This is a genomic window from Streptococcus cuniculi, from assembly GCF_004570575.1.
In the GTDB taxonomy this organism is placed as follows: Bacteria; Bacillota; Bacilli; order Lactobacillales; family Streptococcaceae; genus Streptococcus; species Streptococcus cuniculi_A.
The window spans coordinates 48,222-74,861 of the sequence record NZ_SPPD01000012.1 but is presented as its reverse complement, the minus strand read 5'-3'; the positions used below and the strand labels follow the sequence as shown (position 1 = coordinate 74,861).

Below are 26,640 nucleotides of genomic sequence, written 5' to 3'. Positions count from 1 at the left end.
GTACAGTTTTACAACACACAACGCTATCAAGCAAAATTAAACAACCTGACCCCTTGGGAATTCAGGAATCAGGTTGCTTAATATCTTTTAGTATTTGACTGTCTACTTGACAGGGAGCCGTTCATAAAGGTCTCAAGCTCTTTTTGCTTTTATAATCAGTTCGGTTTAAAACAGTAAGCGCTTTTAAGCTAGGTAGCTGCCATTCATTTTCCTTCCCCCAACACATGGTCGCCGTCGCCCTACACCATATGAGGAGAAGTACTTCAACAGTCTAGGGATAGACGGTTGAAGGTTGGAAATAGGACGAGCGGTGCTCGTGTCAAACATTTCCCAAATAAAATGTACATTACTATACAGGAAAATCATGAAAATATTACCTAAATATGGTAGAATACTGACTAAGACAATCATCGTTAGGTAGAGGAGGCACAATCTATGGCGCGTAAAGTGGGAATTATTGGACTAGGGCATGTCGGTGCAACGGTAGCACACGGCTTGATCGCACAAGGTGCTTTTGATGACTATGTCTTGATTGATACAGATGAGGCAAAGGTCGCAGCAGAAGCTATGGATTTTGCAGATGCAGCAGCTAATCTTCTTCATCATGCTACTATCATCGTGAATGACTACCAAGCCTTAGCAGATGCCGATGTCGTCATTTCAGCCTTGGGAAATATCAAACTCCAAGACAATCCCCATGCGGATCGCTTTGCAGAGCTTCCTTTTACGGCGAAAGAAGTTCCCCTTGTCGCTCAGCAATTGAAGGCTGTTGGCTTTAAGGGAATCTTGGTGGTAATCTCCAATCCAGTAGATGTCGTGACGAGCCTCTATCAGAAATATACCGGACTGCCAAAGGAGCGGGTCATCGGGACAGGGACCTTGCTGGATACTGCTAGAATGAAGCGGGCAGTTTCCCAGCGTCTTGCAATCGATGCTCGCAGTGTAGAGGGCTATAATCTCGGAGAGCATGGCAACTCCCAATTCACCGCATGGAGCCAAGTCAAGGTCAAGGGACAGGCTATTTCTGATTTGCTCACTACATCTGAATTGGCAAGAGTGGAACAGGAAGCGATTCAGGGAGGTCACACAGTCTTTTACACTAAAAAATACACCTCTTACGGGATTGCGACTGCGACCATTCGCCTTGTGCAAGCCATTGTGTCAGATGCTCATGCAGAACTAGCAGTTTCCCACTATTATGAGCCATTAGAGACCTATCTCAGCTACCCAGCCATTGTTGGCAGATCAGGGATTATAGAGCGGTCTCAGCTACATTTGACGGTTGATGAAGAAGAAAAATTGCGTGCCTCTGCCCGCTTTATTCAAGACAAATTTAGGAGTTGTTTGCAAGGCGGGGCTGGAGGTTCAGAAAATGAGTTGTGACATAGTAAGAAAGGATAGCACATGCAGTTAAGGACAAATGTAGATAGATTGGTAGGCAGTTTGCGTGTACCGGGTGATAAATCCATTAGTCATCGTTCCATTATGTTTGGGAGTATAGCGCAAGGTGTGACCAAGGTCTACGGCATGTTACGCGGAGAAGATGTTTTGTCCACCATGCAGGCTTTCCGTGAGCTGGGAGTGAAAATTGAGGACAAGGGTGAGGTCGTTGAGATTCATGGTGTCGGCTTTGATGGACTGCAAGCTCCCAATACCCCCCTTGATATGGGCAATTCTGGAACGTCTATTCGTCTGATTTCAGGGGTTCTCGCAGGTCAGGACTTTGAAGTGGAGATGTTTGGAGACGACAGTCTTTCAAAACGCCCAATGGACCGAGTAACGATTCCTTTGCGTCAAATGGGAGTGCGCATTTCTGGACAAACCGAGCGCGATTTGCCCCCTTTGATCATGAAAGGGACAAAGAACTTGCAGCCGATTCAGTATTCTCTACCTGTTGCTTCAGCTCAGGTCAAATCGGCTCTCATTTTTGCAGCCTTACAGGCCCAAGGTGAGTCTGTTATTCTTGAAAAAGAATTGACCCGTAACCATACAGAAGACATGATCCGTCAGTTTGGCGGTGAGATTCGTATAAATGGTAAAGAAATCCGCATTAGCGGTGGCCAAGTCTTTACGGGCCAAGAAGTGCAGGTACCAGGAGATATCTCAAGTGCAGCTTTTTGGCTCGTTGCAAGTCTGATCGTCCCAAATGCAAAGATGGTACTTGAGAATGTTGGCATTACCGAAACCAGAGCAGGGATTTTAGAGGTCATTGAAGCTATGGGTGGCAAGTTGACCCTCAGTCAGGTGGATGAAGTAGCCAAATCAGCAACCCTGACAGTTGAGACCTCTGAACTCGTGGGAACGGAGATTGCTGGTGACACGATTCCACGCTTGATTGATGAATTGCCAATCATTGCCCTTCTTGCTACGCAGGCACAGGGAACTACTATTATCCGTGATGCAGAAGAGCTCAAGGTCAAGGAAACGGACCGCATTCAGGTAGTGGCTGATGCTCTCAACAGCATGGGGGCAGACATTACACCGACCGAGGATGGCATGATTATTAAAGGAAAAACACCGCTTCACGGCGCCAGTGTCAACACTTTTGGTGACCACCGCATCGGCATGATGATAGCGATTGCCAGTCTTTTGGTCAAAGAAGGCGAGGTGCACTTGGAGCGGGCAGAAGCAATCAACACTAGCTATCCAAGTTTCTTTGAGGATTTACAAGGGTTAATAGGAGAAAAGTAGTATGGCAATTATTTTACTAGGGTTTATGGGAGCAGGAAAGACAACCGTTTCCCAGCATATCAAGCGTCCTTTTTATGATATGGATACCATCATCGAAGAAAAAATTGGTATGTCCATCTCTGACTTTTTTGCGCAAGAAGGCGAAGCTGCCTTTCGGACAATTGAGTCAGAAACCCTCGAAGAACTATTGCAATTGGAGGGGGACATCGTCATCTCAACCGGTGGCGGTGTGGTCATCTCAGAAAGAAATCGTGACCTTCTTCGCCAAAATCGCAAGTACAATGTCCTTCTAGCTGCCTCCTTTGAGGTCTTATATGAGCGGATTAAAGAGGATAAAATCTTCCAACGTCCCCTCTTTTTGAACAATTCAAAAGAAGATTTCCACGGTATTTATGAACGTCGTATGATGCTCTATGAGGGATTATCTGATTTGGTGATTAATACAGACAACCGTACGCCAGAAGAAGTAGCAAGGATTATTCAATGTATATAGCATTTTTAGGGCCACGGGGCTCCTTTACCCATCAGGTGGCACAGCAGGCCTTTCCACAGGCAGAATTGGTCTCCTACGACACGATTACAGAGGTCATGAAAGCCGTTGAGCAACATGCGGTTGATTATTCCGTTATTCCAGTTGAAAATTCGATTGAAGGGAGTGTCCATGAGACCATCGACTACCTCTTTCATCAGGCAGACTTGCGTGCAGTGGCAGAAGTTGTCCAGCCGATTTTTCAGCAGTTGATGGCAACGTCTCATTCAACAGACATCCAAGTGATTTACTCGCATCCACAGGCCTTGGCCCAAGGAAAAAAATATATCGATACGCATTATCCGCAGGCTCGACTTGAAGCAACAGCCAGCACGGCTTACGCGGCCCGTTTTGTGGCAAACAACTCGGATCAGCCCTTTGCAGCGATTGCTCCCCATGCCGCAGCTCAGGAATACGGTCTTGAGATTGTCGCACAAGACATTCAGGAGATGAGTCAGAATTTCACCCGTTTTTGGATTTTGGGAAACGAAGAACAGAGTTTGCCTCTGACATCAACAAGTAGAAAATGTTCGCTCGCTCTAACACTGCCAGACAACCTACCGGGGGCTCTTTATAAGGCCATGTCAGTGTTTGCGTGGCGGGGAATTGATTTGACCAAAATTGAAAGCAGACCCTTGAAAACGGCTTTGGGAGAATATTTTTTTATTCTCGATGCAGTCAATACCAGTCCAGAATTATTGGACCATGCCTTAAAAGAATTGACAAGTCTAGGGATTTCTTATAAGATTTTAGGAGACTATTTTATTTATCAGGCTCAATGAAAAGGGAAGTACAATGACAAGATATGAGAGTAACCTCACCCATCATGAGGAACTACGATTAGATTATTTACGAAAAAATATTCACTATTTAAATGACAGGGAACAGAGAGAACTGGGCTACCTAGAGCGCAAATTAAATGGCGATGTCGTTCGATCATCACGACCAGCCCCTCGCAGAAGCCGACCAGTAGAGCTAGAAGACTGGGCAGAAGAAGCAGAGGATTTTCGTGACCTAGAGCTGGAATCGGAAGAGGGGATTCTCCCTGCTTATCCTCGCCAGCAAAAGAAAAAGTCACAGGCGCGTCCCATCAAGCAACCTAAAATTCGTAAGAAGAAAAAGGGACGAATCAAGCGTTTCATTATGCTCCTTTTACTAGGAGTTGTCTTGATACTGGGGGCTCTGGGATTCATGTTTGTCAAAGGGATGAATGGTGTTGAAACCAAGGCCACTCCAGAAACCTTTAACGGTCAAGCTACCAAGAATGGGGTGAATATCCTTATTCTAGGAACAGATGGACGGGCTGGGGAGACTTCAGACATGACGCGGACAGACTCGATCATGGTTTTAAATGTTAATAATAAGGACAAAAAAACCAAGCTCGTTAGCTTCATGCGTGATACCCTGATTGATATGGGGGGTGCAGATTACAAACTGAATCTGGCCTACACATTTGGAGAGCAAAATGGTCATAAGGGAGCTGAAAGTATCCGTGAGGTCTTAAAAGATCATTTTGACATTGATATTCAGTATTATGCTATGGTGGATTTTTCAACCTTTGCAACAGCTATTGATACTCTCTTTCCTGAAGGGGTGACAATTGATGCTAAGTTTGGAACCGTAAATGGACAACAGGTGTCGTCGGTTGAGGTTCCGGATGATTTACATATGGAAAATGGCTTGGTGCCTAACCAGACGATTCCAGTCGGTGTCCAACAAATGAATGGTGCAACCCTGCTCAACTATGCTCGTTTTCGGAAAGATGACGAGTCAGATTATGGACGTACCAAACGTCAACAGCAGGTGATTGCAGCTATTTTGACACAGGCTAAAAATCCACTCAAGCTCTTTGCAGGAGCAGAAGCACTCGGAAAAGTCTATGCCCTTACTTCGACCAATATTCCACAAAGTTTTCTTATAACGAACGGACCATTTATCATGTTGGATGCTAAAAATGGCGTTGAACAGACAACGATTCCGGTATTTGGTGATTGGATCGACGAGTATGATATCTATGGTGGCTTAGGAATCAAAATTGACTTTGAAAAATACCAAAGACGCTTGAGCGAATTGGGCTTGCGCTGATGTCCTCTCTGCTAAAATATGCTATAATGAAGGTTGGAACAGGGGTTTCAACCTTTTATTGCTATTCGCCAATATGAAACATATATATCAGAGTGATGAAAAGATGCCTGTAAACATAGAAAGAAGACAGATAATGAAGAAGAACGATATTGTAGAAGTAGAGATTGTGGATTTGAGTCATGAGGGGCTAGGAGTCGCAAAGGTAGACGGTTTGGTCTTTTTTGTGGAAAATGCCCTACCGGGAGAGATGATTTCCATGCGCGTGCTTAAGGTCAATAAAAAAATTGGCTACGGTAAAGTCGAAGAGCGCCTCACTACATCGCCTGAGCGCAATGAAGCGATTGACGTAACTTATTTACGGAGCGGAATTGCCGATTTAGGGCATTTGAAGTATGAGGCGCAGTTGGCCTTTAAAACCAAGCAGGTCAAGGATAGCTTGTATAAGATTGCAGGTATCAAGGATCTGGAGGTGCCACTCACACTGGGAATGGAGAAGCCCTTTGCCTACCGCAACAAAGCACAAGTCCCTGTCCGCCGCGTCAATGGACAGCTAGAAACAGGTTTTTTCCGGAAGAATTCTCATGATTTGATGCCGATTGAGGATTTTTATATCCAGCACCCTGAGATTGATCAGGTGATTGTGGCGGTGCGTGATTTGCTACGCCGTTTTGACCTCAAACCCTATGATGAGAAGGAAAAATCAGGGCTTATTCGCAATATCATTGTCCGCCGTGGGCATTATACAGGTGACATCATGGTGGTCTTTGTTACCACACGTCCGAAAATATTCCGTATTGAGCAGTTAATCGAATGCTTGGTAGCACAATTTCCGCAGATTAGCTCCATCATGCAAAACATCAATGACCGTGACACCAATGTTATCTTTGGATCAGACTTTCGCCTACTATACGGCAAGGAGTATATCTGTGACCAAATGCTAGGTACCACCTTTGAAATTTCAGCGCCGTCTTTCTATCAGGTCAATACGGAAATGGCAGAAAAACTCTACCAGACAGCGATTGCGTTTGCCGATGTCAAACCAGATGATATCGTGGTCGATGCTTACTCTGGGATTGGCACGATTGGACTATCCTTTGCCAAGCATGTCAAGGAGATCTATGGTGAGGAAGTCGTGCCTCAGGCGGTGGAAAATAGCCAGCGCAATGCAACTTTAAACAGTATTACCAATGCCCATTATGTCTGTGATTCGGCTGAGCATGCCATGGAGAACTGGGTCAAAGAAGGTATCAAGGCAACCGTCCTCGTAGTGGATCCACCACGCAAAGGCCTAACAGAGACCTTTATCAAAGCCAGCAGCCAGATGACCCCAGACAAGATTGTCTACATCTCCTGCAATATCGCCACCCTATCACGAGACCTCAAACGCTACCAAGAGCTAGGCTACCAACTCAGCAAAATTCAGCCTGTTGATCTCTTCCCGCAGACGCACCACGTCGAGTGTGTTGCTCTGCTCGTAAAATCCTAGAAACCTTTGAACGAAAGGGATAGTGAAAAGCCTTGGTATCAAGGCTTTTTGTCGTATAGAGGGGTAAGTATCAGAGTGAGAGTACAAGTTGAATGAGTAGGTTTGATAGCATGATGATGAGGTGATTTATTTCCATAAACCCTAGGGGTACGTGTTTGTTTCCGTAGAAGAGGAGTTTGAGGGAATAAACGTACCCCCTTCAATCCCTACTCTGGTCTGGAGAGAACTGGAAGACATTAACTGTGTACATGATATAACAAGTCTTATCAAGAAATAAACTTATCCTTCGTTTACAAATACGATTATCTTCTGCTATAATTGTACATATAGGAGAGTACTATGAAACGGTTGTTTAAATGGTTAGGAGTGGTAGTTCTATTCGCTCTATTCTCATATGGCTTTTATTATCTATCACGTTTTGAAGAGGATGTTGGCGAGAGGGCTTATCATGATAAGAAAACGGAGCTTTTTCATCAAAATCCAGATGTCTATGCTTGGTTAAGGGTTGAAGGCACAAAGATTGACTATCCTATTGCCCAACACCCGACAGAGGATAGCTATTACCTATCTCATGATTTGGATCGAAATGAGACTTACTATGGTGCGATTTTTACAGAGTTGGTGAATACCAAGACCTTCAATGATTCTGTAACGATTATTTACGGTCATGCCATGGTTGATGATTCTATGTTTGGCTCCTTGGATTATTTTGCGGATCGACAGTTTTTCAAAGACCATACCCTGATAAGGATTGATACGATAGACCATCGCTATGAATATGACATCGTAGCCGCACATCCTTATATAGATGACCACCTCTTTCAAAGTTTCCAGCTAGGGACGAGAAGCGGCTTAACCCACTACCTTGACACCCTAAAGGAACGAGTAGAGACCTATGGTGGTGCTTATCGTCAGTTAGCCATAGATGGCGAACATGATCGGGTGTTAATTTTATCCACTTGTGATGCCACAAGTGATCGTCATCGTTATGTAGTTACTGCTAAGTTAAGAACTGTCACAGAAAGGACAGATGTATGATACACAAGATGAAACTTTCCAGATTTTGGAGGCTATCTCTGAGTTTACTACTGTTAGGAATAGGTCAGCGACTGATGTATACAGGAGTAGTCTCTCCTTGGGCTAGAGACAGGGGCTTGCCTATTCTCTTACTTGTCCTAAGCCTAGTTGCCCTTGTCTTAGGGATAGCGCTGCTCATTCCTTTGCTTGTTTGGTTTTACAAGCTCCATCGGTCTGATAAGCGATTGCCCAAGCTTATCTTAGCCTATCTTATAAGTGCTGTTACTTTAGGTTTCCTCATTGGTGGACTTGGTCAACTGTTGTATGACCATACCAGTGTTGCTTACGATACTGTGCGGACAGGTGTTTGGACAATGAGTACCCTCCTCCAAAGTGTCCTAAAGGTAATCTTGTGCTTTGGTCTAGTCAGTATTCATAAGAATTTGCCTATTAGGGAAAGACGGAACTGCCTATGGCTACCATTAACAGGAGTGGTCTCCGTGTCTATTGGTCTGGTTCTTCTTAACTATTGGCTACCGACTGTTGGTTCAGTCCTTGCGTCAGTCATTGATGCGATTGTCCTGATTGCTACCTTGTATTATTTTAGTTACCTCGTAAAGGAGATGTCCGATGAAACGACTTCATAAATTAATGAATACCCTTGTGTTACTGGCCCTGCTTGTTTCCAATAGTCCGTTGATATATGCCGAGGAAATCGGTCAGGCTATTGCACAATCCCAAGCAGAACAAGCTCATCAAGAGGCGGTAGAAGAAGCCAAGAGCCAAACCGTTGGTTCTGAGAATGCTAATAGGGAAACGGCTGACGCATCCAGTACAGCACCCGCATCTCCCAAAGATGAGGGCGACGCCATCCAACAACCGAAAGTTGTGACAGAAGAGAGTGATGCGGAAGTAGAACTCAAACAGAAATATGGAGAACCAGTTGCGGTCAGTGGACAAGAGCAGCTTTTTCGTGTAGACGATACCCATTTTGTGACCCATATTGGGAGTAGCGTCAAGACCTATATGGACCAAGACGGGGTAGAAGTCCCTGTTGACTTGTCCCTGTATTCCTATCATGCCAACGGCAACCACTACTATCTCCCTAAAGAATCCCCAGTTGGAGTGGTGCTGCCAAGTGAGGTCAAGGAAGAGACCCCGATTGATGTCATTCATCAAGAGGAGAAAATTTCCCTTTATCCTCTTGAGACAACCTATGACAAGGCAACGGTTGAACAAAATGCGATTTTGTATAATAACGTAGACGGCAAGACCGATGTCCAGTACACGGTTCAGTCTAACGGAGTCAAAGAAGAAATCGTCCTTACCGAGTGGGGAGGCAAGCACCGCTTTACCTATGGGCTAGACGCTGGAAGCTACGATGTCCGCCTTGAAAACAATCAGGTGTTGGTTCGTGAGAAAGGCAAAACCAAGATTCTCTTTGTCCTGACAGCCCCTATCATGGTGGACGCAGCTGGTGCGACCAGTCAAGATGTGACCCTCGAGTTGAGTGAAAAATCTGGGAAATACCAAGTGACCGTCATCGCAGGCAAAGACTGGCTTTCGTCCAAAGACCGCCAATACCCTGTACGGATTGACCCGACGATTACCGTTCCGCGGGAGAAGATTTTAAATGCGGTGACCAGTACAGTCCATGGGCGGTACCTAGGCGTCGGTTATGGCTATGTTGGGTATATGGATAAGTACATGATGGGCATGGGAGACTGGGAGAATGTCAAGGACATCGGTCGTGCTCGGATATACTTTAAGATTAACTATGATTTTAAACAGAATATCCCTTCCGAAGCTCGTATTGATAGTGCAACCCTCAACCTCTATCAATATACCTCCCCAGGTAACACAGGGACACAGTTTGGTGCTTACCGTTTAACGGAAGATTTTGATATCAATACGGTTACTTGGGATTCTTCTGTGACGATTGGTCGTGAGATTGCGGGTGAGAATGCCATTAGTACCAAAGCGACACCAGCAGAAGGCTATAAGAAAATGCATCGCTTTGACATTCGTGAGACTGTGAATGGTTGGGTTCAAGGCAGCTTTCCTAACCATGGTTTAGTGGTCGCTGCGACCGATGAAGGAGCAGACGGCGGTGCTTTCTATACGACAGATGCCACACCTGAAAATGCAGGTCAGATGGGTTTTACTCCTGACAAAGCTCCGAGTTTGACCATCAACTGGTCTGTACCAGACCCTGTAGATGTGAATTACCTGATAGGTAACACGACGATTAACCTAAGAACGATGGTCAAGACCGATAAAAAAGGTCGCCTTGAATTCCAAGGTGTCTTTGCGGACGGTTTGACCACACCAGGGGCAACTGTTAGCTATGGTTTGAGTGATGCTTCTAAGGATTATAAGGGAGATAGCACCGCCAGCTTCTCCTATAAATATCCCAATACCAGTACCTTTGAGTCTGTCTTTGAAGCTGGTACAACCAAGTACCGTGATAAACTATCCAACTGGCAGACGACAGTTCCTTTCACAGAACCAGAATTGAATGTGGTTTATACCATTGATGCGGAAAGTAAGAAGGATAATCAAACAAGCGGGAAGAAATCCAGTGAGACCTTCCTGATTTACAAGGTCACCCAGTATGACACGCTACCTAAGATTGCGGCCTACTACGGTGTTCCCCTTAATCAAATTGCCTATGACAATCGTATTCAGGATATGTTGGTGGTGAAAAACAACACCCTCTTTATCCGCAATCCGAGAAAGAATGCCAATAAGCCCTATAATCCCCCTGCCTTGAATGATAAGGTGAAAGCAGATGTGGATATGCTTCTCATGGGGCGGGGTCTCCACTGTGAGTTCGGCTTTGAACCGATTAACCTGAACACAGGTAACTTCTATCTAGAACGGGTGGATGTGTCTATCCCTGATATTGATGGTGACTTTGAAATTGCCCGTTCTTACAACTCGAAGGCTGCAGGTATCAATAGTCTCTTTGGTCGTGGCTGGAGTTTTGCCTTTAATGAGCAGATTTCAAGTGATGAGAACCAAAATCTTTACTATACTCGTACGGATGGTTCAGTTGTTCAGTTCACCAAGGACGGAGATAGCTACAAGGCTCCAGCAGGCTATGACCTAACCCTCCAAGTCAAGACCGTTGATACCAAGGAGGGCGATTTTGGTGGGGAAGAAAAGGAAAAGTACGAGGTCAAAGAGTACCGCATTATCGATACAGACAAGCAAGAGAAGATCTTTAATTTCCACGGTCTCTTAACCAGTCAGACAGATGAAAAGGGGAATACAACTCAATTTGAGTACAATGAAAACTTCCAGTTAACCAAGGTGACCTCGCCAACTGGTCTTGTCTATGGCATTACCTATAATGAAGCAGGTTACATTGGCGCTATCCAAATCCCAAATGGGTCTACCCTATCTTATGACTACGATGACAATGGCTACCTGACCACCTATACCGATGCGACAGGTGTGCCTACTCGCTACGAGTATGATGACAAGGGACGCATGACTGCCTGGTATGACGGCAATGGCACCAAGGTGATTCAGAATGAGTATGATGACCAAAACCGAGTAATCAAGCAGACGGACGGCACAGGAGCGGTCTCAACCTTAGCTTATAGCGAGGGGCAAACGATCACAACCGATGCCAATGGTAACCAGACCATTTACACCTACGATGACCACTACCGTACAACAGGCATCACTTACCCAGATGGGACAAGTGTTTCTAAAACTTATGATGCCCATAACCGTCTGGCGAGTGAGACCAATGAACTGGGTCACACCACAAGCTACACATATGATGAAAATGGAAATGTCTTGACCGAAACCCGCTTTGACGGGGCAGTTAAGACCTCTACCTATGATGAGAAGAACAACCTCTTGTCTGTCACAGACTTTGGTGGAGATACCACTACTAACGAGTATGACAGTAAGAGTAACCTTACAAAGACCACCCTTCCAGACGGGACAGCCATTTCCTATACGCATGACAAGCAAGGTCGGATCCTGTCTACGACCGATGCGCTAGGGGCTAAGACAACCTTTGCCTATGAAGGGGCTAATCTGGTCAAAGTCACCAACCCACTGGGTGGGGAAAGCACGTTGACCTACAATGCCCACAACCAAGTGACAGGCATCACCAACCCTCGTGGCGGTACAACGACCTTTACCTACGATGCGGAAGGCCGTCAGCTCAGTGAGAAAGATGCGGATGGTGTTGGAACAATCCATACTTTTGACAAAGCTGGTCAAGTTACAGGTGTGACAGAGGGGAATGGTAATACAACGACCTTTACCTACGATGCCTTTGGTCGTAAAATCGGGGCGTCAAATGGCGAGGGAGGCACCTATAGCTACACCTATGATGGTGTAGGGAATCAGCTCTCCATCACCGACGCAGAGGGCAATACCACGACCTATACCTATGACAGCCGTGGTCGCCTCTTGACTGAGACCAATGCGACAGGTAAGACAATCACCTTTGTCCGTGATGCTTTGGGTCGAGTTCTTAATCGTACAAACGAAGCAGGTCATACTAATAGCTTGACTTATGATGACAGGTACAATGCCATCAAGACTGTGACAGATGCTTTGGGGCAGGTCACAGAAAACACCTATGATGCCTCTGGTTACCTGACGGATGTGACTTACCCAATTGGAACAAAGACCAACACGACATACGATGTTATGGGTCGTGTCCTATCTTATACTGATGAATCAGGTCAGACCGTCTCTTACACCTATGACGCAGTAGGAAATAAACTGACAGAAACCAAAGGTGATAAGACAACTAGCTATAGTTATGATAAGTCTGGTAATGTGACATCTATTACCTACCCAGATAAAACGAGTGTGTCTTACACCTTGGATTCTATGGGCAATATCGTGTCAATGGTGGACGGACTAGGTAAGGAAACCACCTATGAGTACAGTCCAGCAGGTCGTCTCCTTGCGACTACCAATGCCTTGGGACAGCGGACCAGTATGACCTATGACGCCAATGGTAACCAGAATAGTGTCACTGATGCGGCAGGCTATACCGCCACCAGCACCTATACCGGTCAAAATCAAATTGCTAGTATTACAGACGGTCTTGGTAACACGACCACCACATCTTACAACCAGATGGAACAGCCGACAGAAATCGTGGATGCCTTAGGTGGTAAGACGACTTATGTGTATAACGAGTTGGGTTATCCGATTGAGCAGACAGATGCCAATGGCCATGTGACCAAGATGAGCTATACAGAGACCGCTCAACTAAAAGAAGTCACCCTGCCAGACGGCACGACGATTACCCAAGAGTATGACGCCCTAGATCGCCTCATCAAACAGACCAGCTCAAGTGGTCTTATCACAGAGTACACCTATGACGCGGCCAATCGTGTTCTCACCAAGAAAGATAACCAAGAGCTGAACGAGTCCTACACCTACGATAAGGCAGGCAATCGTCTGACCTTGACCAATAGCCTTGGGGAGGTAACAACCTATAGCTATGATAGTGACAACCAACTCACCAAGGTCACCTATGCGGACGGGACCAGCGAGACCTTTACCTATGATGTCATGGGCCATGTCGCAAGCTCAATCGACCAAGAGGGCAAGACCAAGACCTACCATTACGATGAGAATGGCAATCTGACCAAGATAGTTGACCACCTCAAGCGGGAGACGACGTACACTTATGACGCCCTTAACCGTGTGGTGACAGAGACAGACGCAGAGGGCAACAGCTCAACCTATGAATACGATGTACTGGGCAACCTGTCCAAGCTGACAGATGCCAATGGGAATAGCTCAAGTTATGGCTATGATGCCAACCAACATTTGGTGCTCTACACCGATCCCAATGGACAGGCTACAGCTTTCACCTATGACCCACTGGGACGGGTGGTAGAGACAGTCGCACCAACTGGTGCCAAGCAAAGCTATACCTATGATGCGGTGGGGAATCGTCTCACCGAAACCACAGGAGAAGGGCATACGACCACCTTTACCTATGACGTCATGAACCGTCTCTCAAGTCTCAAACGGCCAACAGGTGGCGAGACGACCTATGCTTATGACGGGACAGGCAGTCTCGCTCAAGAGACCGACGCAAACGGACATACTACAACCTACACCAATGACCTCTACGGTCGAACAACCAAACGTATCTTGCCAAATGAGGCAGAGTATACCTACAACTACGACGCTTTGGGTCGTCTGTCCAAGCAAACCGGACCTCAAGGTCTCGCTAAGAGTTATACTTATGACGTGGCGGGTAACCTAACAAAGGAAACGGACCAGTCAGATAGAAGCAATAGCTATACCTACGACAAGGTGGGGCGCCTCTTAACCGCCAAGAATGCCCTCGACCTTGAAACGAAATATAGTTATGATGAGGCAGGGAATCTTGAGAAGTTGACCAGTCCATCAGGAGCGACCACTAGCTTTAGCTACACCACTCTTGATCAGCTCAAGACCATCAAGAGTCCGACAGGTCGAGAGCTTGCCTCAAGCTATGACCCAGTTGGTCAAGTGACCAAGCGAACCATCAACGGCAAGCGGGAGACCAGCTACACCTATGACCCCAATGGGAATCTCTTAGAAGAAACCAATCCACTCGGACAAGTGACCAAGCGGACTTATGACAGCCTCAATCGCTTGACTAGTGAAAGTGATACCGCAGGTCAACTGACTCTCTACACCTATGACCATGACAACAATGTCACCAAGGTCATGAACGAGGCAGGTGGTCAAGCCACCATGACCTATGACGGCAATGGCAACTTGACCAGCGTCCTATCTGGTAGTGAGCGCATCAAGACTTACACCTATGACCTCAAGGACCAGTTGCTTTCAGCTACCCAAGGGACTGGAGATAAGGCGTCTACCTCAACCTACACCTATGATAGCGTAGGCAATGTCACCTCTATTACCAACGGAAACGGTAAGGTTACAAAATACACATACGACCAGCTGTCCAATGTCATTGAGCGCATGACCGCCCTTGGCGACAAGGAAACCTATAGCTACAATGTCAATAACCAGCTAGAGAAAGTCACCAAGGCAGACGGTCAGACGATTAGCTACGACTACAACAAGCTGGATCAACTGCTCAAGGTAGACTATTCCAAGAAAGAAGACGGTCACGTCCTCTATACCTATGATAGCGATGGTCGCCGGGTATCTATGAGTGACCTAACAGGTACGACCAACTACGAGACCAACGATGAAGGAGAGATTACGGGTGTTCGTCAGGGAGACGGTAGTCTGATTCAATACGACTATGACGACTACGGCAACATCAGCCAGATGACCTACCCAGACGGCAGCACCGTTTCCTACACCTATGACGAGCTGGACCGTCTGATTTCGGTGCTAGACGTCAAAGGGAAGAAAACGACCTATAGCTACAACGAAGCAGGCGACATGACGGAAGTCAAACGTGGGGATGGGACCAAGAGCTTCTTGACGTATGACAAGGCGCACCGAGTGACCGAACTCCGTCATGTGGATAAGAAGAACAAGCTGATTTCTAGCTATGCTTATGAGTACGATGATGGCAACTACATCACCAAGGAAACGATCACGCAAGACGGGGAAACCCTTGTCCAAGCCTATACCTACGACACCCTAGGTCAGATTGAGACCATGACCATATCTGACAAGGCTGGCAAGGAACTGTCCAAGCTGACCTACACCTACGACCTGACAGGAAACAAGCTGACCAGCACAGAAGAAGTGGACGGTAAGGAAGAAGAGACCCGCTTTACTTATGATGACAACAACCGTCTGACCAAGTTGGAGAACAAGGACGGTACAACGACCTATACTTACGATAAGAATGGCAATCGGATTTCTTCTAAGAAAAGCGACGAGAAGCTGGATTACATCTACGACACCGAAAACCGCCTGCTTGCGGTCAAGGACAAGGAGGGTCTCCTTATGGCTGCCCTCTATGACGGAGATGACAATCGGGTCTTTACCGCTAGTCGTAAGGAGGGCAAGCACAGCTACCAACTCTTCAAACGTCAAGACAAGAAGAAATCGCCACAAACGTCTCCAAATGGGGAAGAGCCATCGCTCTTCTGGTATGGCTTTAGCCAGAATGTCTTACAGGCACTATCCACCCTACCACAGACGGTTGGAACCATCTGGCATGAGATATTTGACGATGTCTCAACTGCCTATCACAAGAAGGTGGCCAAGGATAGAGCCAACGATGAAGGCTTAGTGGTCAACCCACCGAACCTCGGAAATCTACCGGGTGAGGGGGAAGTGACCTATGCGTCAGAGGTGAAAGATGTCCTCATCCCATACACTACGAGAGAAGATACCTTTAACTATTACGAAGAGCGTAACTATATCAACGATGTCAATCGGGAGCACACCGAGGTTCTTCAGACCTATGACCGTGAGCTAAAAGCTAAGGAGACCTATACCTATGGACAGGGTAGAACATCTTATCTGAACAATGAAACAGGCGATCAGTACCACTACCTCACCAACCAGTCAGGTTCAGTCACAGGCTTGACCAGGGACGGAGTAGCGGTTGCGTCAAGTAGCTACACACTCTATGGTGCGACCAAGTCCACCACAGATGAGACAGGCAATCCTTTTGCCTACAACGGTGAAGCAAGAGACATCACAGGACTTGACTATCTGCGGGCAAGATATTATGATAGCCAAGCAGGAACTTTCCTCACCGAGGATTCCTACCAAGGTGAGTTGACGGATCCACTCAGTCAGAACCTTTACAGCTATGTTCATAATAATCCAGTCAACTACACCGACCCGAGTGGACACTTCTGGAAAAGTATTAAGAAGGCGTGGAATGGGGCTAAGAAGGCTGTCTCTAATGCTTGGAAAGCGACCAAGAAGGCGGTAAGCCATGCGGCTAATTGGGTCGGTAACAAAGTGAACCAGGCCGTCAACTGGGTTGGTAACAAGGTGAATCAAGCCAAAGCTTGGGTAGGTCAGCAGTGGAATAATGCCAAAAACTGGGTTGGGCAACAAATCAATAAGGTTTACCACGCTGGACAACAAGCTTATCAGAGTGCAAGCAACTATGTCCAAGCTCAGTACCAGCAAGTTCAGGAACAAATTCAAGCCCAGCGCCAACAAGCTGTTCAAAATGAATATGCCCAAGCAACTGGTATGAAGGGGACACCAAAGAGCCGAGAAGGGAGAAACCTTCTTCGGAACTGGGGCGCAGCCCTTGCCAAGACCTTGAAGCATGTGTGTACGACAGCTAGGCGTGTTGGTAAGCAGATTGTAAAAGCTGCCAAGAAGATTGACTGGAAGAAAGTTGCGATTGTCGCAGTTGCTACCGTAGCGGCAGTTGCGGTCACAGTAGCAACTGCAGGCGCAGCAGGTCCAGTTATTGCGGCTGGTGTCAGCGGTCTTGGATTGAGTGGTGCAGCCGCAACTGTAGTGACTGCGGCAGCCGTAGGTGCAGTTTCAGGTGCAGCAGGTGGAGCAGTTAATGCTTTTACTACAGGTGTTCTTTCAGGTGATAAACCAAAAGATATCCTAGCGAATACTTGGAATGGCGCTGTGAATGGCTTTGTGACAGGAGGGGCAACGGGCGGTCTTCTTGGAAGCTTTGGCGCAGCAACTTCTTCAGTGAGTGGTCCAGTAGCTCGTTATGCGGTTGATACCTTTGGGGAAACTGCCGTGGATACCATTGTGGATGCGGCACAGGGTGGTAAAGTTACCCCAGCAAGTATTGCGACCAGTCTTGCCATTAATGCGGTGTCGGAAGGTATCCCAGCACGAGGAGCTAAGGGGGCTAAGGCAGATGTCAATACTAGTAAGCCAAAAGCTGGAGATGTGCCAGTTACGAAACCTCGCAAGGATGTGACTCCTGTTCAACAGCTAGCCTTACCTGGGCCGACTAATAAGCCACTAGCTTTGCCAGCGCCAGAGCCTGTGTTAGCCTTACCAGCTCCTAAATCTACACCTAAGACAGATTTTTATGTTGATTCAAATGGAGTAGCTACTAAAGCAAATCTAGGAGAGCCAGTCACTTTATATAGAGGAGATCGTTCAACGGTTTCACCAGATATTGTGTTTGATTCAGGTTTTAAGTCCAAGGGCACTTCGAATAATTTACAAAACCATGTGAGTAGTAACACAACTGCAGGAAATTTTGTTTCAACAAGTTCTAGTCCAGATATTGCTACAGGATTTGCAGGAAAAAATGGCTACATTTATGATATTTCAACTAATAGAGGCATAGATGTAAATTCAACACTGGGAGTAAATGCTCCTTATCCTGAGCAGATGGAATTTTCTGTTCCTGGAGGAATCGATGCTAGTGAGGTAAGAGGAGCATGGCCAGTTAATAAGAATGTAGTTGGTAGCTATATTTCAAATCCAAACTTTGGAGGTAGAAGATGAGACTAGTAACATTATTTGTTTCTTATGTAGATAGAGATGAAGAAATTACTTTGAATTTGATTGATGATGAGGAATTTTGTATTATAGAAATACTGAATGATAACGATAATGTGAAATATGAAGCAGATTCCTTTTTTGAAGCCCTAACTAAACTTCGAAATGATCTCGAAAAATTAGGTGGTATTATTCAGTGTAACGGATCAGATAAATATGTTTTCCCTTCCCCTTTACAAATGTCTATGGGTGGGGAAAAGGCATATCACTTAGAACTTGAGAAACCCGCTAGTTTAAAAAATATATATGAAATTTTTGGCACAGATAAACCTAGTCTTCGGTGTGTCACTGTTGAAGAACAGAGAGAGTTCTATGATAGATGGCTTAATAGTATAGTTAGAAGAGTATGAAAAAAATTTTATTTTATAAGGTAAGAGATCCATACGGCGAGTTTTCAAATTTTTCTTCATTTGGGTTTACTGATGATGAAAATATGTACTGGCCAACTAGTGAACATTATTTCCAAGCTAAAAAATTCAAGTCTTTAGTTCTTCAAGAGAAAATTAGAAATTTGAAATCCCCTATGGATGCTGCTATTGAGGGGAGGAATCGTAAAAACCCTTTAAGACAGGATTGGGAAGATATCAAATATGATATTATGTTTTATGCTGTTTATCAAAAGTTTAATCAAAATTCAATATTGAAGGAACTACTGCTTTCTACAGCTAATCTTCCAATTATAGAACATACTGCTAATGATTCTTATTGGGGAGATGGAGGTGATGGAACAGGTCAAAATCAACTTGGTAATATTTTAATGGAAGTACGAAATAAACTGAGAAGTAGCTAATTACTAAGAGGATAAATTTGTTGTATAAATTAGTTAGTATAGCCATTAACTTTTGGAAAAAGGCACTCAATTGACTTACTCCACAAGCTACTAATGCCCAAAATTGGGCAGAATAAGTTTACTCAGACGTCAGTTTATCTGGCTGGACAACAAGCCTATCAAAGTGCGAGTGATTATGCCCAAGCTCAGTACCAGCAGATGCAGGCTCAAATTCAAGCTCAACGTGAGCAGGCTGTTCGAGATGAGTTCACTCAAGCAACAGGTTTGAAAGACGCTCCTAAGGGTCGAGAAGGTAAGAACCTTCTACGCAACTGGGGTTCAGCATTGGCTAAGACCTTGAAGCATGTATGTACGACAGCCAAACGTGTTGGTAAGCAGATTGTTAAAGCTGCTAAGAAGATTAACTGGAAGAAAGTTGCGATTGTAGCAGTAGCTGCCGTTGCGGCAACAGCTGTCACTATTGCGACAGCAGGAGCAGCAGGACCTGTTATTGCAGGATTTGTGAGCGGTGTTGGTTTAAGTGGTGCAGCAGCAACTGTTGTGACTGCGGCAGCTGTTGGTGGCGTTGCAGGAGCAGCAGGTGGAGCAGTTAGTGGCTTTACGACAAGTGTTCTTTCAGGAGATAAGCCTAAAGATGTTTTCATGAATACTTTGGGTGGTGCTTGGAATGGACTTAAGTCAGGAGCCATGACTGGTGGTCTTCTTGGAAGCTTTGGCGCAGCAACTTCTTCAGTGAGTGGTCCAGTAGCTCGTTATGCGGTTGATACCTTTGGGGAAACTGCGGTTGATACGATTGTGGATGCGGCACAGGGTGGTAAAGTCACCCCTGGTAGCATTATGACCAGTCTAGCGATTAATGCGGTATCTGAAGGCATCTCAGCTCGAGGAGCTAAGGGGGCTAAGGCAGATGTAGCTAAGAATAAGCCGAAGTCTGGGGATGTACCAGCCGGCAAAGTAACAAAGCCTGCTTCTTCTGAATCAGCTGAAGATATTAGACATAGAGTTCTTTCTAATATTGAAGATAGCAGAAAAGCAAGAAATAGTTCAAACTTTGATGAACATCTTCGTCGTGAACAGACTATAAAAGCGATTCAAAATGTTGAGAATGGTACAACACCTCTGACAAATAATAACCAAAAAGGTAATTATGGAGAGTTGAAGATGGATCGTTATATGGAAGAGAGAGGCTTTACAAGAGTAAGCAAAGATAGGGTATCAAGTATAGATGATAAAGGACATCAGGGAATTGATGGTGTTTATTATAATAAGAACACAGATACTTATGTGGTAGCAGAAGCTAAATATAATACGGCACAGTTAGGAAATACTAAAAATAGTGGTAAGCAGATGGGAGATTATTGGATTGAACCTAGATTGTCTAAAGCGGTTAATCCAGATGTATTAAACAAACTGGAAGAAAATGGATTTGATAAACTACTTGTTAGAGTACTACCAAATGGTAGTGTTTCTTCAAATGTATTGCCTTAAAAGGAAGTAGGTTAGCATGAGAGATTCACTATTTGATAAAACTCACTTTGATAGTTTATATAACCATTATAATGAAAAAATTAGTAATTTAGAAGATTCCATATGTCAGGATACAGTTAAAGATAAAGTTCGTAAAATAGCTCCAATACGACTATTTAATTGGAAGTTCCAACAGCTCAAAATTATGTACTCAAGAGGAGACTCTCTAGATGATATAAAGCAAGCTTATTTAAAGTTGTTTGATAATTTTATAGATATTTTCACTCCTGATATTAATATTGACATTCAACATTTCGTTGCGTTAGGTGTGTTACTTAATATTCCTAAAGAAAAGTTGACCTTACTAAATAAGATTAAGGATAATAGAAATATCATAGATGGATTTATTGCCTTATGTTTATCAGAGTATCAGATTTTGTCCAAAGTTGATTTAGAAGATTTTTTAGAAAATTATGATAGCTTGTTTAATATTTATAATTCATCTACTTTAGATAAGAAAGAAAAAACAATGGACTATTTGCAAAATTGGTATAATAAAATGAGAGGAACATATTTTTGGGGCTCACACAAAGATACAGGTTTTTTATATACTGGATATTGGTCCTTTGAAGTTGCCGCACTGGTAAAGATACTCAACATACCTGATGCTTCTTTTAGAGACCACAAATATTACCCTTATGATTTAGTGCATTTTGGAGGTTAAATGTGTTTAAAAAATTATTTCAAAAACCGAGAGAAATAGAACCTAATTTTTACGAAAATGGTTCAGAATTCGTAGGTGTATTTCCTTTAGTGGAGAGTGATGAGAAAGTCTCTTTCCCAAAATATCCTGAAAGGAAATACCAAGTAGATGGGAACCCAATAGAGGAGTTTCGTTTGTTAGTTATGTCTGAGATAAAAGACTTAGTGATTGCGGATATAGCTTTTAGAGATGGTTTGGAAAAACTATCTAGCAAGGTTCAAAAAGAAACGGCTGACTCAATCATTGTTTCTGCGCTGACTACTGATGATTTGCTAGCTCTCTTTTCATGACAGTTGAATGAATAATGAGAGTGAGTAAGAAACTCAAGTAGTGAGTTGTTTCATCTAAATGTATTAGCATTTAGAGACTAAAAACCCAGCTTGTCGTGTGAACAAGCTGGGATTTTAAGTCTCTATGGGCATAAAATTTCTGATAATTTTTCCAACGATACGAGGTTCTTCTTCTGCTGACACAAAGAGGTCCTCGTATTTTTTATTGAGGGAAACAAGTTGATATCTGTTTTCTGTTAGGATGCAAACTTCCTCATTTCAGGCTACCGCATAAATAGTTCCGTCATAGTCAAATCCACTAGCACGAATAAGAGCTACCTCACCGTTTTGATAGACAGGTTTCATAGAATTACCGCTAATCCACGAAGCAATGTCGTAACCGTATTGTTCCTCATCAGAGTAAACTGTCTCAGTTTCAAACTCGTCAAAGAATCCTGCACCAAGACCAGCAGATAGCTGAATATCTGATAGTACTTGTACGGAGAAGAGTGGAGTGATATTGGAAGTTTGTTGGGAACGCAATAGTTCTTCAACACAGTCTCCTGCCTTTACTTGATTGTCAGGAGATGACTGAAGGTAGTTATTAACGATATTATATTCAGATTTGAAATAGGTGACTGGGACATTAAGGATTTTGGCGAGGGTAGTTAAGTTTTTGTGATTAGGGATATTTCTTCCGTTTTCCCAATTATGGTGAGCTGAACGGTGAACATTTAATTGAACAGCAATTGCAGTCTGTAATATCTTAATTTCAAGTCTTCATTGTTTTAACTCTTGTGTGAAAATACTAGCAGCTCCTTTGTTCAGCTATAACTCAACAAAATTATATCAGATTTTTTATTTTGCAACTAGAATGAAAAAAAGTCTATCAATACAAATCGATAGACTAATATTTACTAATCGTTTTTAAGGACGGCTAGTATTTGTTTGGCAATTTCATGAATTGTTGGCACACATACAGAATTTCCGAATTGCTTGTAGGCTTGTGTATCAGAGACTGGAATTATATACTCTTCAGGGAATCCTTGAAGTCTAGCTGCTTCCCGTGGAGTAATTTTACGTGGATTTTTATCTTTTTGTTCTATTAAAATTTCACTTCCATCTTTATAGTATCGAGCAGAAAGTGTATTTGTGTATGGACTGTCAGCGTTAAATAGTGAGTAACCGAATCCATTTCCTTTTGTTTTATGCTCGGCTTTCCTTCGTTGATGTCCTTCCCAAAGTTTATCAGAGATGGTGTATTTTTTATCAACATTACTTTGTAGAATATTTCCTAGTTTAGTTTCTAATTTTAACGGTTTGGGGAATTTGAATTCTCTATAATTCTTTACACAAGTTTTATCAAATCCAACAATGTAAATCCTTTCTCGATTTTGCGGTACACCAAAATCTCTTGCCTTAAAAAGTACAGTAGAAGTACTATATCCTAAATTCTCAAGAGTTGAGATGATTATCTTGTAAGTCTTCCCTTTATCATGTGTCTTTAGATTTTTGACATTTTCAAGTAAAAAAGCTCTTGGACGTTTAGCCTTTATGATTCTAGCAACATCAAAAAATAGTGTTCCACGAGTATCTTCAAACCCTAGACGTTTACCGGCTTGTGAGAATGCTTGACAAGGAAAACCAGCGACAAGTATATCATGATTCGGTATTGTGTTTTCATCAATCTGAGTAATGTCACCTTCTGGAGTATCTCCAAAATTTGTAATGTATGTTTTTTGAGCAAATTTATCCCATTCACTTGTAAATACAGTTTCTACTTCATTTGTTAATTGGAAACCTAGTCTAGTCCCGCCTATCCCAGCAAAAAGATCAATCATTTTGAACGGAAGATTTTCGTTAATAGTAAATGGTGGATTTTTTAAAGAATTAAAAAATGCCTGAATACTAGACTGTTCCAGTTTTGAAGGACGTGTTTCATCTGCTTCCCACCGTCTAATAGTTCTATCTCCAAATTTTTGAAGACCGAGGGCATCAGCTAATTCTTTTTGAGTGAGATTATATTTTTTTCGTAGAAATTTTATATCATTTCCCGAAAGATTATCTACAATTGGAGATTTTTTTGATAAAATATTGGTAGTAGTCAATTTTCTTTTACTTTCTAAAATGTGTCTATTGAAGGTCAATTTGTCCTATGATTGACACTTTAACACATTTTATAATATTAGTCAATCTAGGAGGCCTAATTATGCTAAAGGATTTAGCAGTTATTTTTGATGAACAAAGTAAAATTGCATCGGAATTTCTATTAAAGAATGACACTGAGGTGATTCTCTCTACTGAATTTAAAGCGAAATATAACGAACATCTTGATACCCTAGGTGATGAAATTCGTTTTGAACAGTATAATTCGAAATATATCACTAATGGTAAGTTTATAATAATTCCGAATCAGTGGTTTTATCTTGCTTTTATAGCGGCGCCATATTACAAAGAATTTCTTAAATATAAATCAATCTTGTTGGATGCACTATCAGGCGATGATTTTAAAGCATTTTGTCAATCAGCTAGAAATGGTGAATTAGATGAAAATGTATTTGATTCTATCTCAGATGGTTTATCGGAAATTGAAAAGTTATTTCTAAAGAAATTTGTTACCGATTATCATTGGTGGCACGGAGGGAAGGAAATCCACAGGGGTGATAGTTATATATCACCAATTTTAGCTTTATTAAAGCTAATTAATGCTTCCTCTGAACATGTAGCAATTATTGTAAAGTATCTCGTTGATGCAGATTTTGATTTAAGTGATGTGAATAAGTACTTTGAACTAGTTGAATTGGAAAGTCAAAGCCTAGATACTACCACTTATGACAATACTAACCCTGTGGGGGATAATATTCTTCTCTATGGGGTTCCAGGATCTGGAAAAAGTTATAAAATTGCTACCGAATATTGTAATGATGAAAATAGAATGGAGCGATTAGTTTTTCATCCAGACTATATGAATACTGACTTTGTCGGTCAAATAATGCCTACTGTAAAGGAAAATGGAGATATTACCTATCTTTTTTCACCAGGACCTTTTACAAGAATTGTGAAAAAAGCAATTGATAATCCTAGTGAACACTATTATCTTGTAATTGAGGAGTTAAATCGAGGCAATGCCCCCGGAATATTTGGAGAAATCTTTCAATTATTGGATAGAAGTGCTAGTGGTGAGAGCGTCTACGGCATTAACAATTCAATAGTTGCTGCGGAAATTTATGGTGATAAGTCACATCAAATTAAAATTCCATCTAACTTATCGTTACTTGCGACAATGAATACAGCTGACCAAAATGTATTTACTCTTGATACAGCATTTCAACGTCGATGGACAATGGAAATGATTGAAAATGATGTTGATTCATCGGAATATGGGAATTATTATATTGCTGATACACAATATTCTTGGAAAGTATTCAACAAAGTTATCAATAAAAAGATTCTTGAGACTAGTAGCCAGACTCTAACTTCAGAGGACAAGAGAATGGGAGCATACTTTATTTCTGGTAATGTATTGAATATTGAACGGATACGCCAAGTACCAGAAGGTGATTCCAGTAAAGATTTCAATAGAAAAAATAAACGCTTTGCAGAAAAAGTTTTGAAATATCTTTGGGATGATGCCTTCAAGTTTAATCGTGAAGATATTTTTGATGTTGCTTTGTATCCAAGTTTAGAGGCAATTATTAAGCGTTTCACAGATAATGATAATCCTGAAAATGGGCGTTTTGATGTTTTCGCAAAAGATATCAAAGAGGAGTTAGATAATCTTAGGGAAGCAACTTTAATAGATAATAACATCGACATAGGAGAAGATGATGCTGACAGTTCCGAATAAAACCTTACTGGATATGTGTCGTGTTGCAACAAATATGGAAGGTGATACGTTTGTTGGTATTAAAGCTGAGATAATAGATGGTATACAAGAAGTTACTGTAAATTTTCCATTAGGTTTTGAACTTGCAAAAGATGCAGAAACTGCAAGAAGGGATATAATTGCCCTTGTTTCCGTCTTACAAGCTCATAATGATGAAGAATCTCGTCTAAGATCCGTAAACGTTAACCAAGCTTTAAAAACATTAAACTTTCCAATGGAGGCTTACACATTTGTTATACACGATTTTATTAATCGTGGTACATACTATAAGGAAACTGAAGAGTACTATATTCAAACTTTGGGAGGTCGAATTAATTGGTCAAGAACTATAAAACGTGTTCAACCAGTTGTTCAAGAAAGTGGATTCAAATTTTTGAAAATGGAATCTAAAAAGCAAAGTGATACTAATATCACTCTTTTAACGGAAATAAACAAATTCTGTGTGTATGAAGCGTTTCTAAATATGGGGTGGTTGTATCAGCTTCCTCAACCTGAAAAAGCTTGTATTAATTACAATAGATCTCAATTTGAGTCTATAATCAAAAAAAAGATGGCAACAACTTTTAATGATATGGAGAGAAGACTTTTCCAAAGTATGATTGACATACTTAATTATAAGGATAGGCAAGAGGAACCAGATAAGTTTTATTTTGGAACTAATAATTTCCAATACATTTGGGAAAATCTTATAGATTATACATATGGAATTGCCAATAAAACCTTATATTTTCCTAGAACAAAGTGGGATTTAGTTTTTGAGACAAAGAGTTCAAAAGGGTATGCTTTAGAACCGGATACTATTATGGTTTATAATGATAATGTTTTTGTCTTAGATGCAAAATACTACAAGTTTGGTCAAACTAACTTAATGAAAGATTTGCCTCCGTCAACAAGTATTAATAAGCAAATTACATATGGTGAGTATGCAGCAAATCAAGATTCGCTTAAAAAAATACATGGACAGAATTCAAGAATATATAATGCATTTTTAATGCCATTTTCAAAGAGTCACGAAATTTTTCAAACTGATGGAATGTATCAGTATATTGGAGAAGCTCTTGGTGATTGGAAGGGTCAAGATAAAACTTACGAGCGAGTTCAAGGTATTTTAGTTGATGTAAAAACTTTGATACATAATTCCACTAGAAATCGGACTCAGTATATCCAAGAGTTATCCGATTTAATCTCCGAGAAGGTTGATGAAAAAATAGCGAATATGTAAG

Annotated in this window: 18 protein-coding genes and 1 pseudogene; 17 read left to right on the top strand and 2 right to left on the bottom strand. The window is 42.6% G+C overall.

Annotated features, from left to right (window positions below):
• From E4T82_RS13195 to E4T82_RS08415, 15 genes are all read left to right on the top strand, one after another.
• On the top strand, window positions 1–81 hold an 81-nt coding region (locus E4T82_RS13195; protein ID WP_167753602.1), incomplete at its 5' end, for an IS3 family transposase.
• 354 nt (window positions 82–435) lie between these two features.
• Window positions 436–1,383 (top strand): L-lactate dehydrogenase, encoded by a 948-nt coding sequence (locus E4T82_RS08480; RefSeq protein ID WP_135182401.1) that lies wholly within the window; start codon window positions 436–438, stop codon window positions 1,381–1,383.
• Between the two features lie 21 nt (window positions 1,384–1,404).
• The gene (gene aroA / locus E4T82_RS08475) at window positions 1,405–2,691 is read left to right on the top strand and encodes a 3-phosphoshikimate 1-carboxyvinyltransferase (protein WP_135182400.1); all 1,287 of its coding nucleotides are present in this window, start codon (window positions 1,405–1,407) and stop codon (window positions 2,689–2,691) included.
• A 1-nt stretch (window position 2,692) separates the two neighbouring features.
• Window positions 2,693–3,184 carry a shikimate kinase gene (locus E4T82_RS08470; protein WP_135182399.1) on the top strand — a complete coding sequence of 164 codons (492 nt, stop codon included), beginning with the start codon at window positions 2,693–2,695 and terminating at the stop codon, window positions 3,182–3,184.
• Window positions 3,175–4,002 carry a prephenate dehydratase gene (gene pheA, locus E4T82_RS08465; protein ID WP_135182398.1) on the top strand — a complete coding sequence of 276 codons (828 nt, stop codon included), beginning with the start codon at window positions 3,175–3,177 and terminating at the stop codon, window positions 4,000–4,002. Before E4T82_RS08470 ends, pheA begins: the two co-directional genes overlap by 10 nt.
• Window positions 4,003–4,015: 13 nt before the next feature.
• Window positions 4,016–5,305: an LCP family protein gene (locus E4T82_RS08460; RefSeq protein WP_135182397.1), complete on the top strand. Its 1,290-nt coding sequence runs from the start codon at window positions 4,016–4,018 to the stop codon at window positions 5,303–5,305.
• 130 nt (window positions 5,306–5,435) lie between these two features.
• Complete coding sequence (gene rlmD, locus E4T82_RS08455; protein WP_135182407.1) at window positions 5,436–6,791, top strand: 23S rRNA (uracil(1939)-C(5))-methyltransferase RlmD; 1,356 nt, start codon at window positions 5,436–5,438, stop codon at window positions 6,789–6,791.
• 339 nt (window positions 6,792–7,130) lie between these two features.
• Entirely contained in the window at window positions 7,131–7,829 is a 699-nt protein-coding gene (locus E4T82_RS08450; RefSeq protein ID WP_135182396.1) for a class B sortase, read from the top strand.
• A 74-nt stretch (window positions 7,830–7,903) separates the two neighbouring features.
• Window positions 7,904–8,455 carry a hypothetical protein gene (locus tag E4T82_RS08445; RefSeq protein WP_228065118.1) on the top strand — a complete coding sequence of 184 codons (552 nt, stop codon included), beginning with the start codon at window positions 7,904–7,906 and terminating at the stop codon, window positions 8,453–8,455.
• Window positions 8,439–18,188 carry a DNRLRE domain-containing protein gene (locus E4T82_RS08440; protein WP_135182394.1) on the top strand — a complete coding sequence of 3,250 codons (9,750 nt, stop codon included), beginning with the start codon at window positions 8,439–8,441 and terminating at the stop codon, window positions 18,186–18,188. Before E4T82_RS08445 ends, E4T82_RS08440 begins: the two co-directional genes overlap by 17 nt.
• The gene (locus tag E4T82_RS12670) at window positions 18,185–18,592 is read left to right on the top strand and encodes a hypothetical protein (RefSeq protein ID WP_194185883.1); all 408 of its coding nucleotides are present in this window, start codon (window positions 18,185–18,187) and stop codon (window positions 18,590–18,592) included. The genes E4T82_RS08440 and E4T82_RS12670 overlap by 4 nt, the downstream gene beginning before the upstream one ends.
• Entirely contained in the window at window positions 18,589–19,032 is a 444-nt protein-coding gene (locus E4T82_RS08430; RefSeq protein WP_135182393.1) for an NADAR family protein, read from the top strand. Before E4T82_RS12670 ends, E4T82_RS08430 begins: the two co-directional genes overlap by 4 nt.
• Window positions 19,033–19,125: 93 nt before the next feature.
• Window positions 19,126–20,520: a hypothetical protein gene (locus E4T82_RS08425; RefSeq protein WP_135182392.1), complete on the top strand. Its 1,395-nt coding sequence runs from the start codon at window positions 19,126–19,128 to the stop codon at window positions 20,518–20,520.
• A 16-nt stretch (window positions 20,521–20,536) separates the two neighbouring features.
• The gene (locus E4T82_RS08420; protein WP_135182391.1) at window positions 20,537–21,223 is read left to right on the top strand and encodes a PoNe immunity protein domain-containing protein; all 687 of its coding nucleotides are present in this window, start codon (window positions 20,537–20,539) and stop codon (window positions 21,221–21,223) included.
• 2 nt (window positions 21,224–21,225) lie between these two features.
• The gene (locus E4T82_RS08415; RefSeq protein ID WP_135182390.1) at window positions 21,226–21,552 is read left to right on the top strand and encodes a hypothetical protein; all 327 of its coding nucleotides are present in this window, start codon (window positions 21,226–21,228) and stop codon (window positions 21,550–21,552) included.
• Between the two features lie 114 nt (window positions 21,553–21,666).
• Here the strand turns inward: E4T82_RS08415 and E4T82_RS08410 are convergent.
• Window positions 21,667–22,302 (bottom strand): annotated as a pseudogene (locus tag E4T82_RS08410) (XRE family transcriptional regulator).
• Window positions 22,303–22,448: 146 nt separating this feature from the next.
• Window positions 22,449–23,678, bottom strand: a complete 1,230-nt coding sequence (dcm, locus tag E4T82_RS08405; protein WP_135182389.1) for a DNA (cytosine-5-)-methyltransferase — start codon at window positions 23,676–23,678, stop codon at window positions 22,449–22,451.
• Window positions 23,679–23,740: 62 nt separating this feature from the next.
• Between dcm and E4T82_RS12840 the strand changes: the two genes are divergently transcribed.
• A complete protein-coding gene (locus tag E4T82_RS12840; protein ID WP_228065116.1) occupies window positions 23,741–25,378 on the top strand; it encodes an AAA family ATPase in 1,638 nt (545 codons plus the stop codon).
• A complete protein-coding gene (locus tag E4T82_RS08395) occupies window positions 25,359–26,639 on the top strand; it encodes an LlaJI family restriction endonuclease (RefSeq protein ID WP_135182388.1) in 1,281 nt (426 codons plus the stop codon). Before E4T82_RS12840 ends, E4T82_RS08395 begins: the two co-directional genes overlap by 20 nt.
• Window position 26,640: the final 1 nt, after the last annotated feature.

Bases quoted from the DNA above. Each gene is read 5' to 3' on its own strand.
- E4T82_RS08480 (WP_135182401.1), top strand. From the start codon at position 436: ATGGCGCGTAAAGTGGGAATTATTGGACTAGGGCATGTCGGTGCAACG.
- aroA (WP_135182400.1), top strand. From the start codon at position 1,405: ATGCAGTTAAGGACAAATGTAGATAGATTGGTAGGCAGTTTGCGTGTA.
- E4T82_RS08470 (WP_135182399.1), top strand. From the start codon at position 2,693: ATGGCAATTATTTTACTAGGGTTTATGGGAGCAGGAAAGACAACCGTT.
- pheA (WP_135182398.1), top strand. From the start codon at position 3,175: ATGTATATAGCATTTTTAGGGCCACGGGGCTCCTTTACCCATCAGGTG.
- E4T82_RS08460 (WP_135182397.1), top strand. From the start codon at position 4,016: ATGACAAGATATGAGAGTAACCTCACCCATCATGAGGAACTACGATTA.
- E4T82_RS08450 (WP_135182396.1), top strand. From the start codon at position 7,131: ATGAAACGGTTGTTTAAATGGTTAGGAGTGGTAGTTCTATTCGCTCTA.
- E4T82_RS08445 (WP_228065118.1), top strand. From the start codon at position 7,904: ATGTATACAGGAGTAGTCTCTCCTTGGGCTAGAGACAGGGGCTTGCCT.
- E4T82_RS08440 (WP_135182394.1), top strand. From the start codon at position 8,439: ATGAAACGACTTCATAAATTAATGAATACCCTTGTGTTACTGGCCCTG.
- E4T82_RS12670 (WP_194185883.1), top strand. From the start codon at position 18,185: ATGAGACTAGTAACATTATTTGTTTCTTATGTAGATAGAGATGAAGAA.
- E4T82_RS08430 (WP_135182393.1), top strand. From the start codon at position 18,589: ATGAAAAAAATTTTATTTTATAAGGTAAGAGATCCATACGGCGAGTTT.
- E4T82_RS08425 (WP_135182392.1), top strand. From the start codon at position 19,126: ATGCCCAAAATTGGGCAGAATAAGTTTACTCAGACGTCAGTTTATCTG.
- E4T82_RS08420 (WP_135182391.1), top strand. From the start codon at position 20,537: ATGAGAGATTCACTATTTGATAAAACTCACTTTGATAGTTTATATAAC.
- E4T82_RS12840 (WP_228065116.1), top strand. From the start codon at position 23,741: ATGCTAAAGGATTTAGCAGTTATTTTTGATGAACAAAGTAAAATTGCA.
- E4T82_RS08395 (WP_135182388.1), top strand. From the start codon at position 25,359: ATGCTGACAGTTCCGAATAAAACCTTACTGGATATGTGTCGTGTTGCA.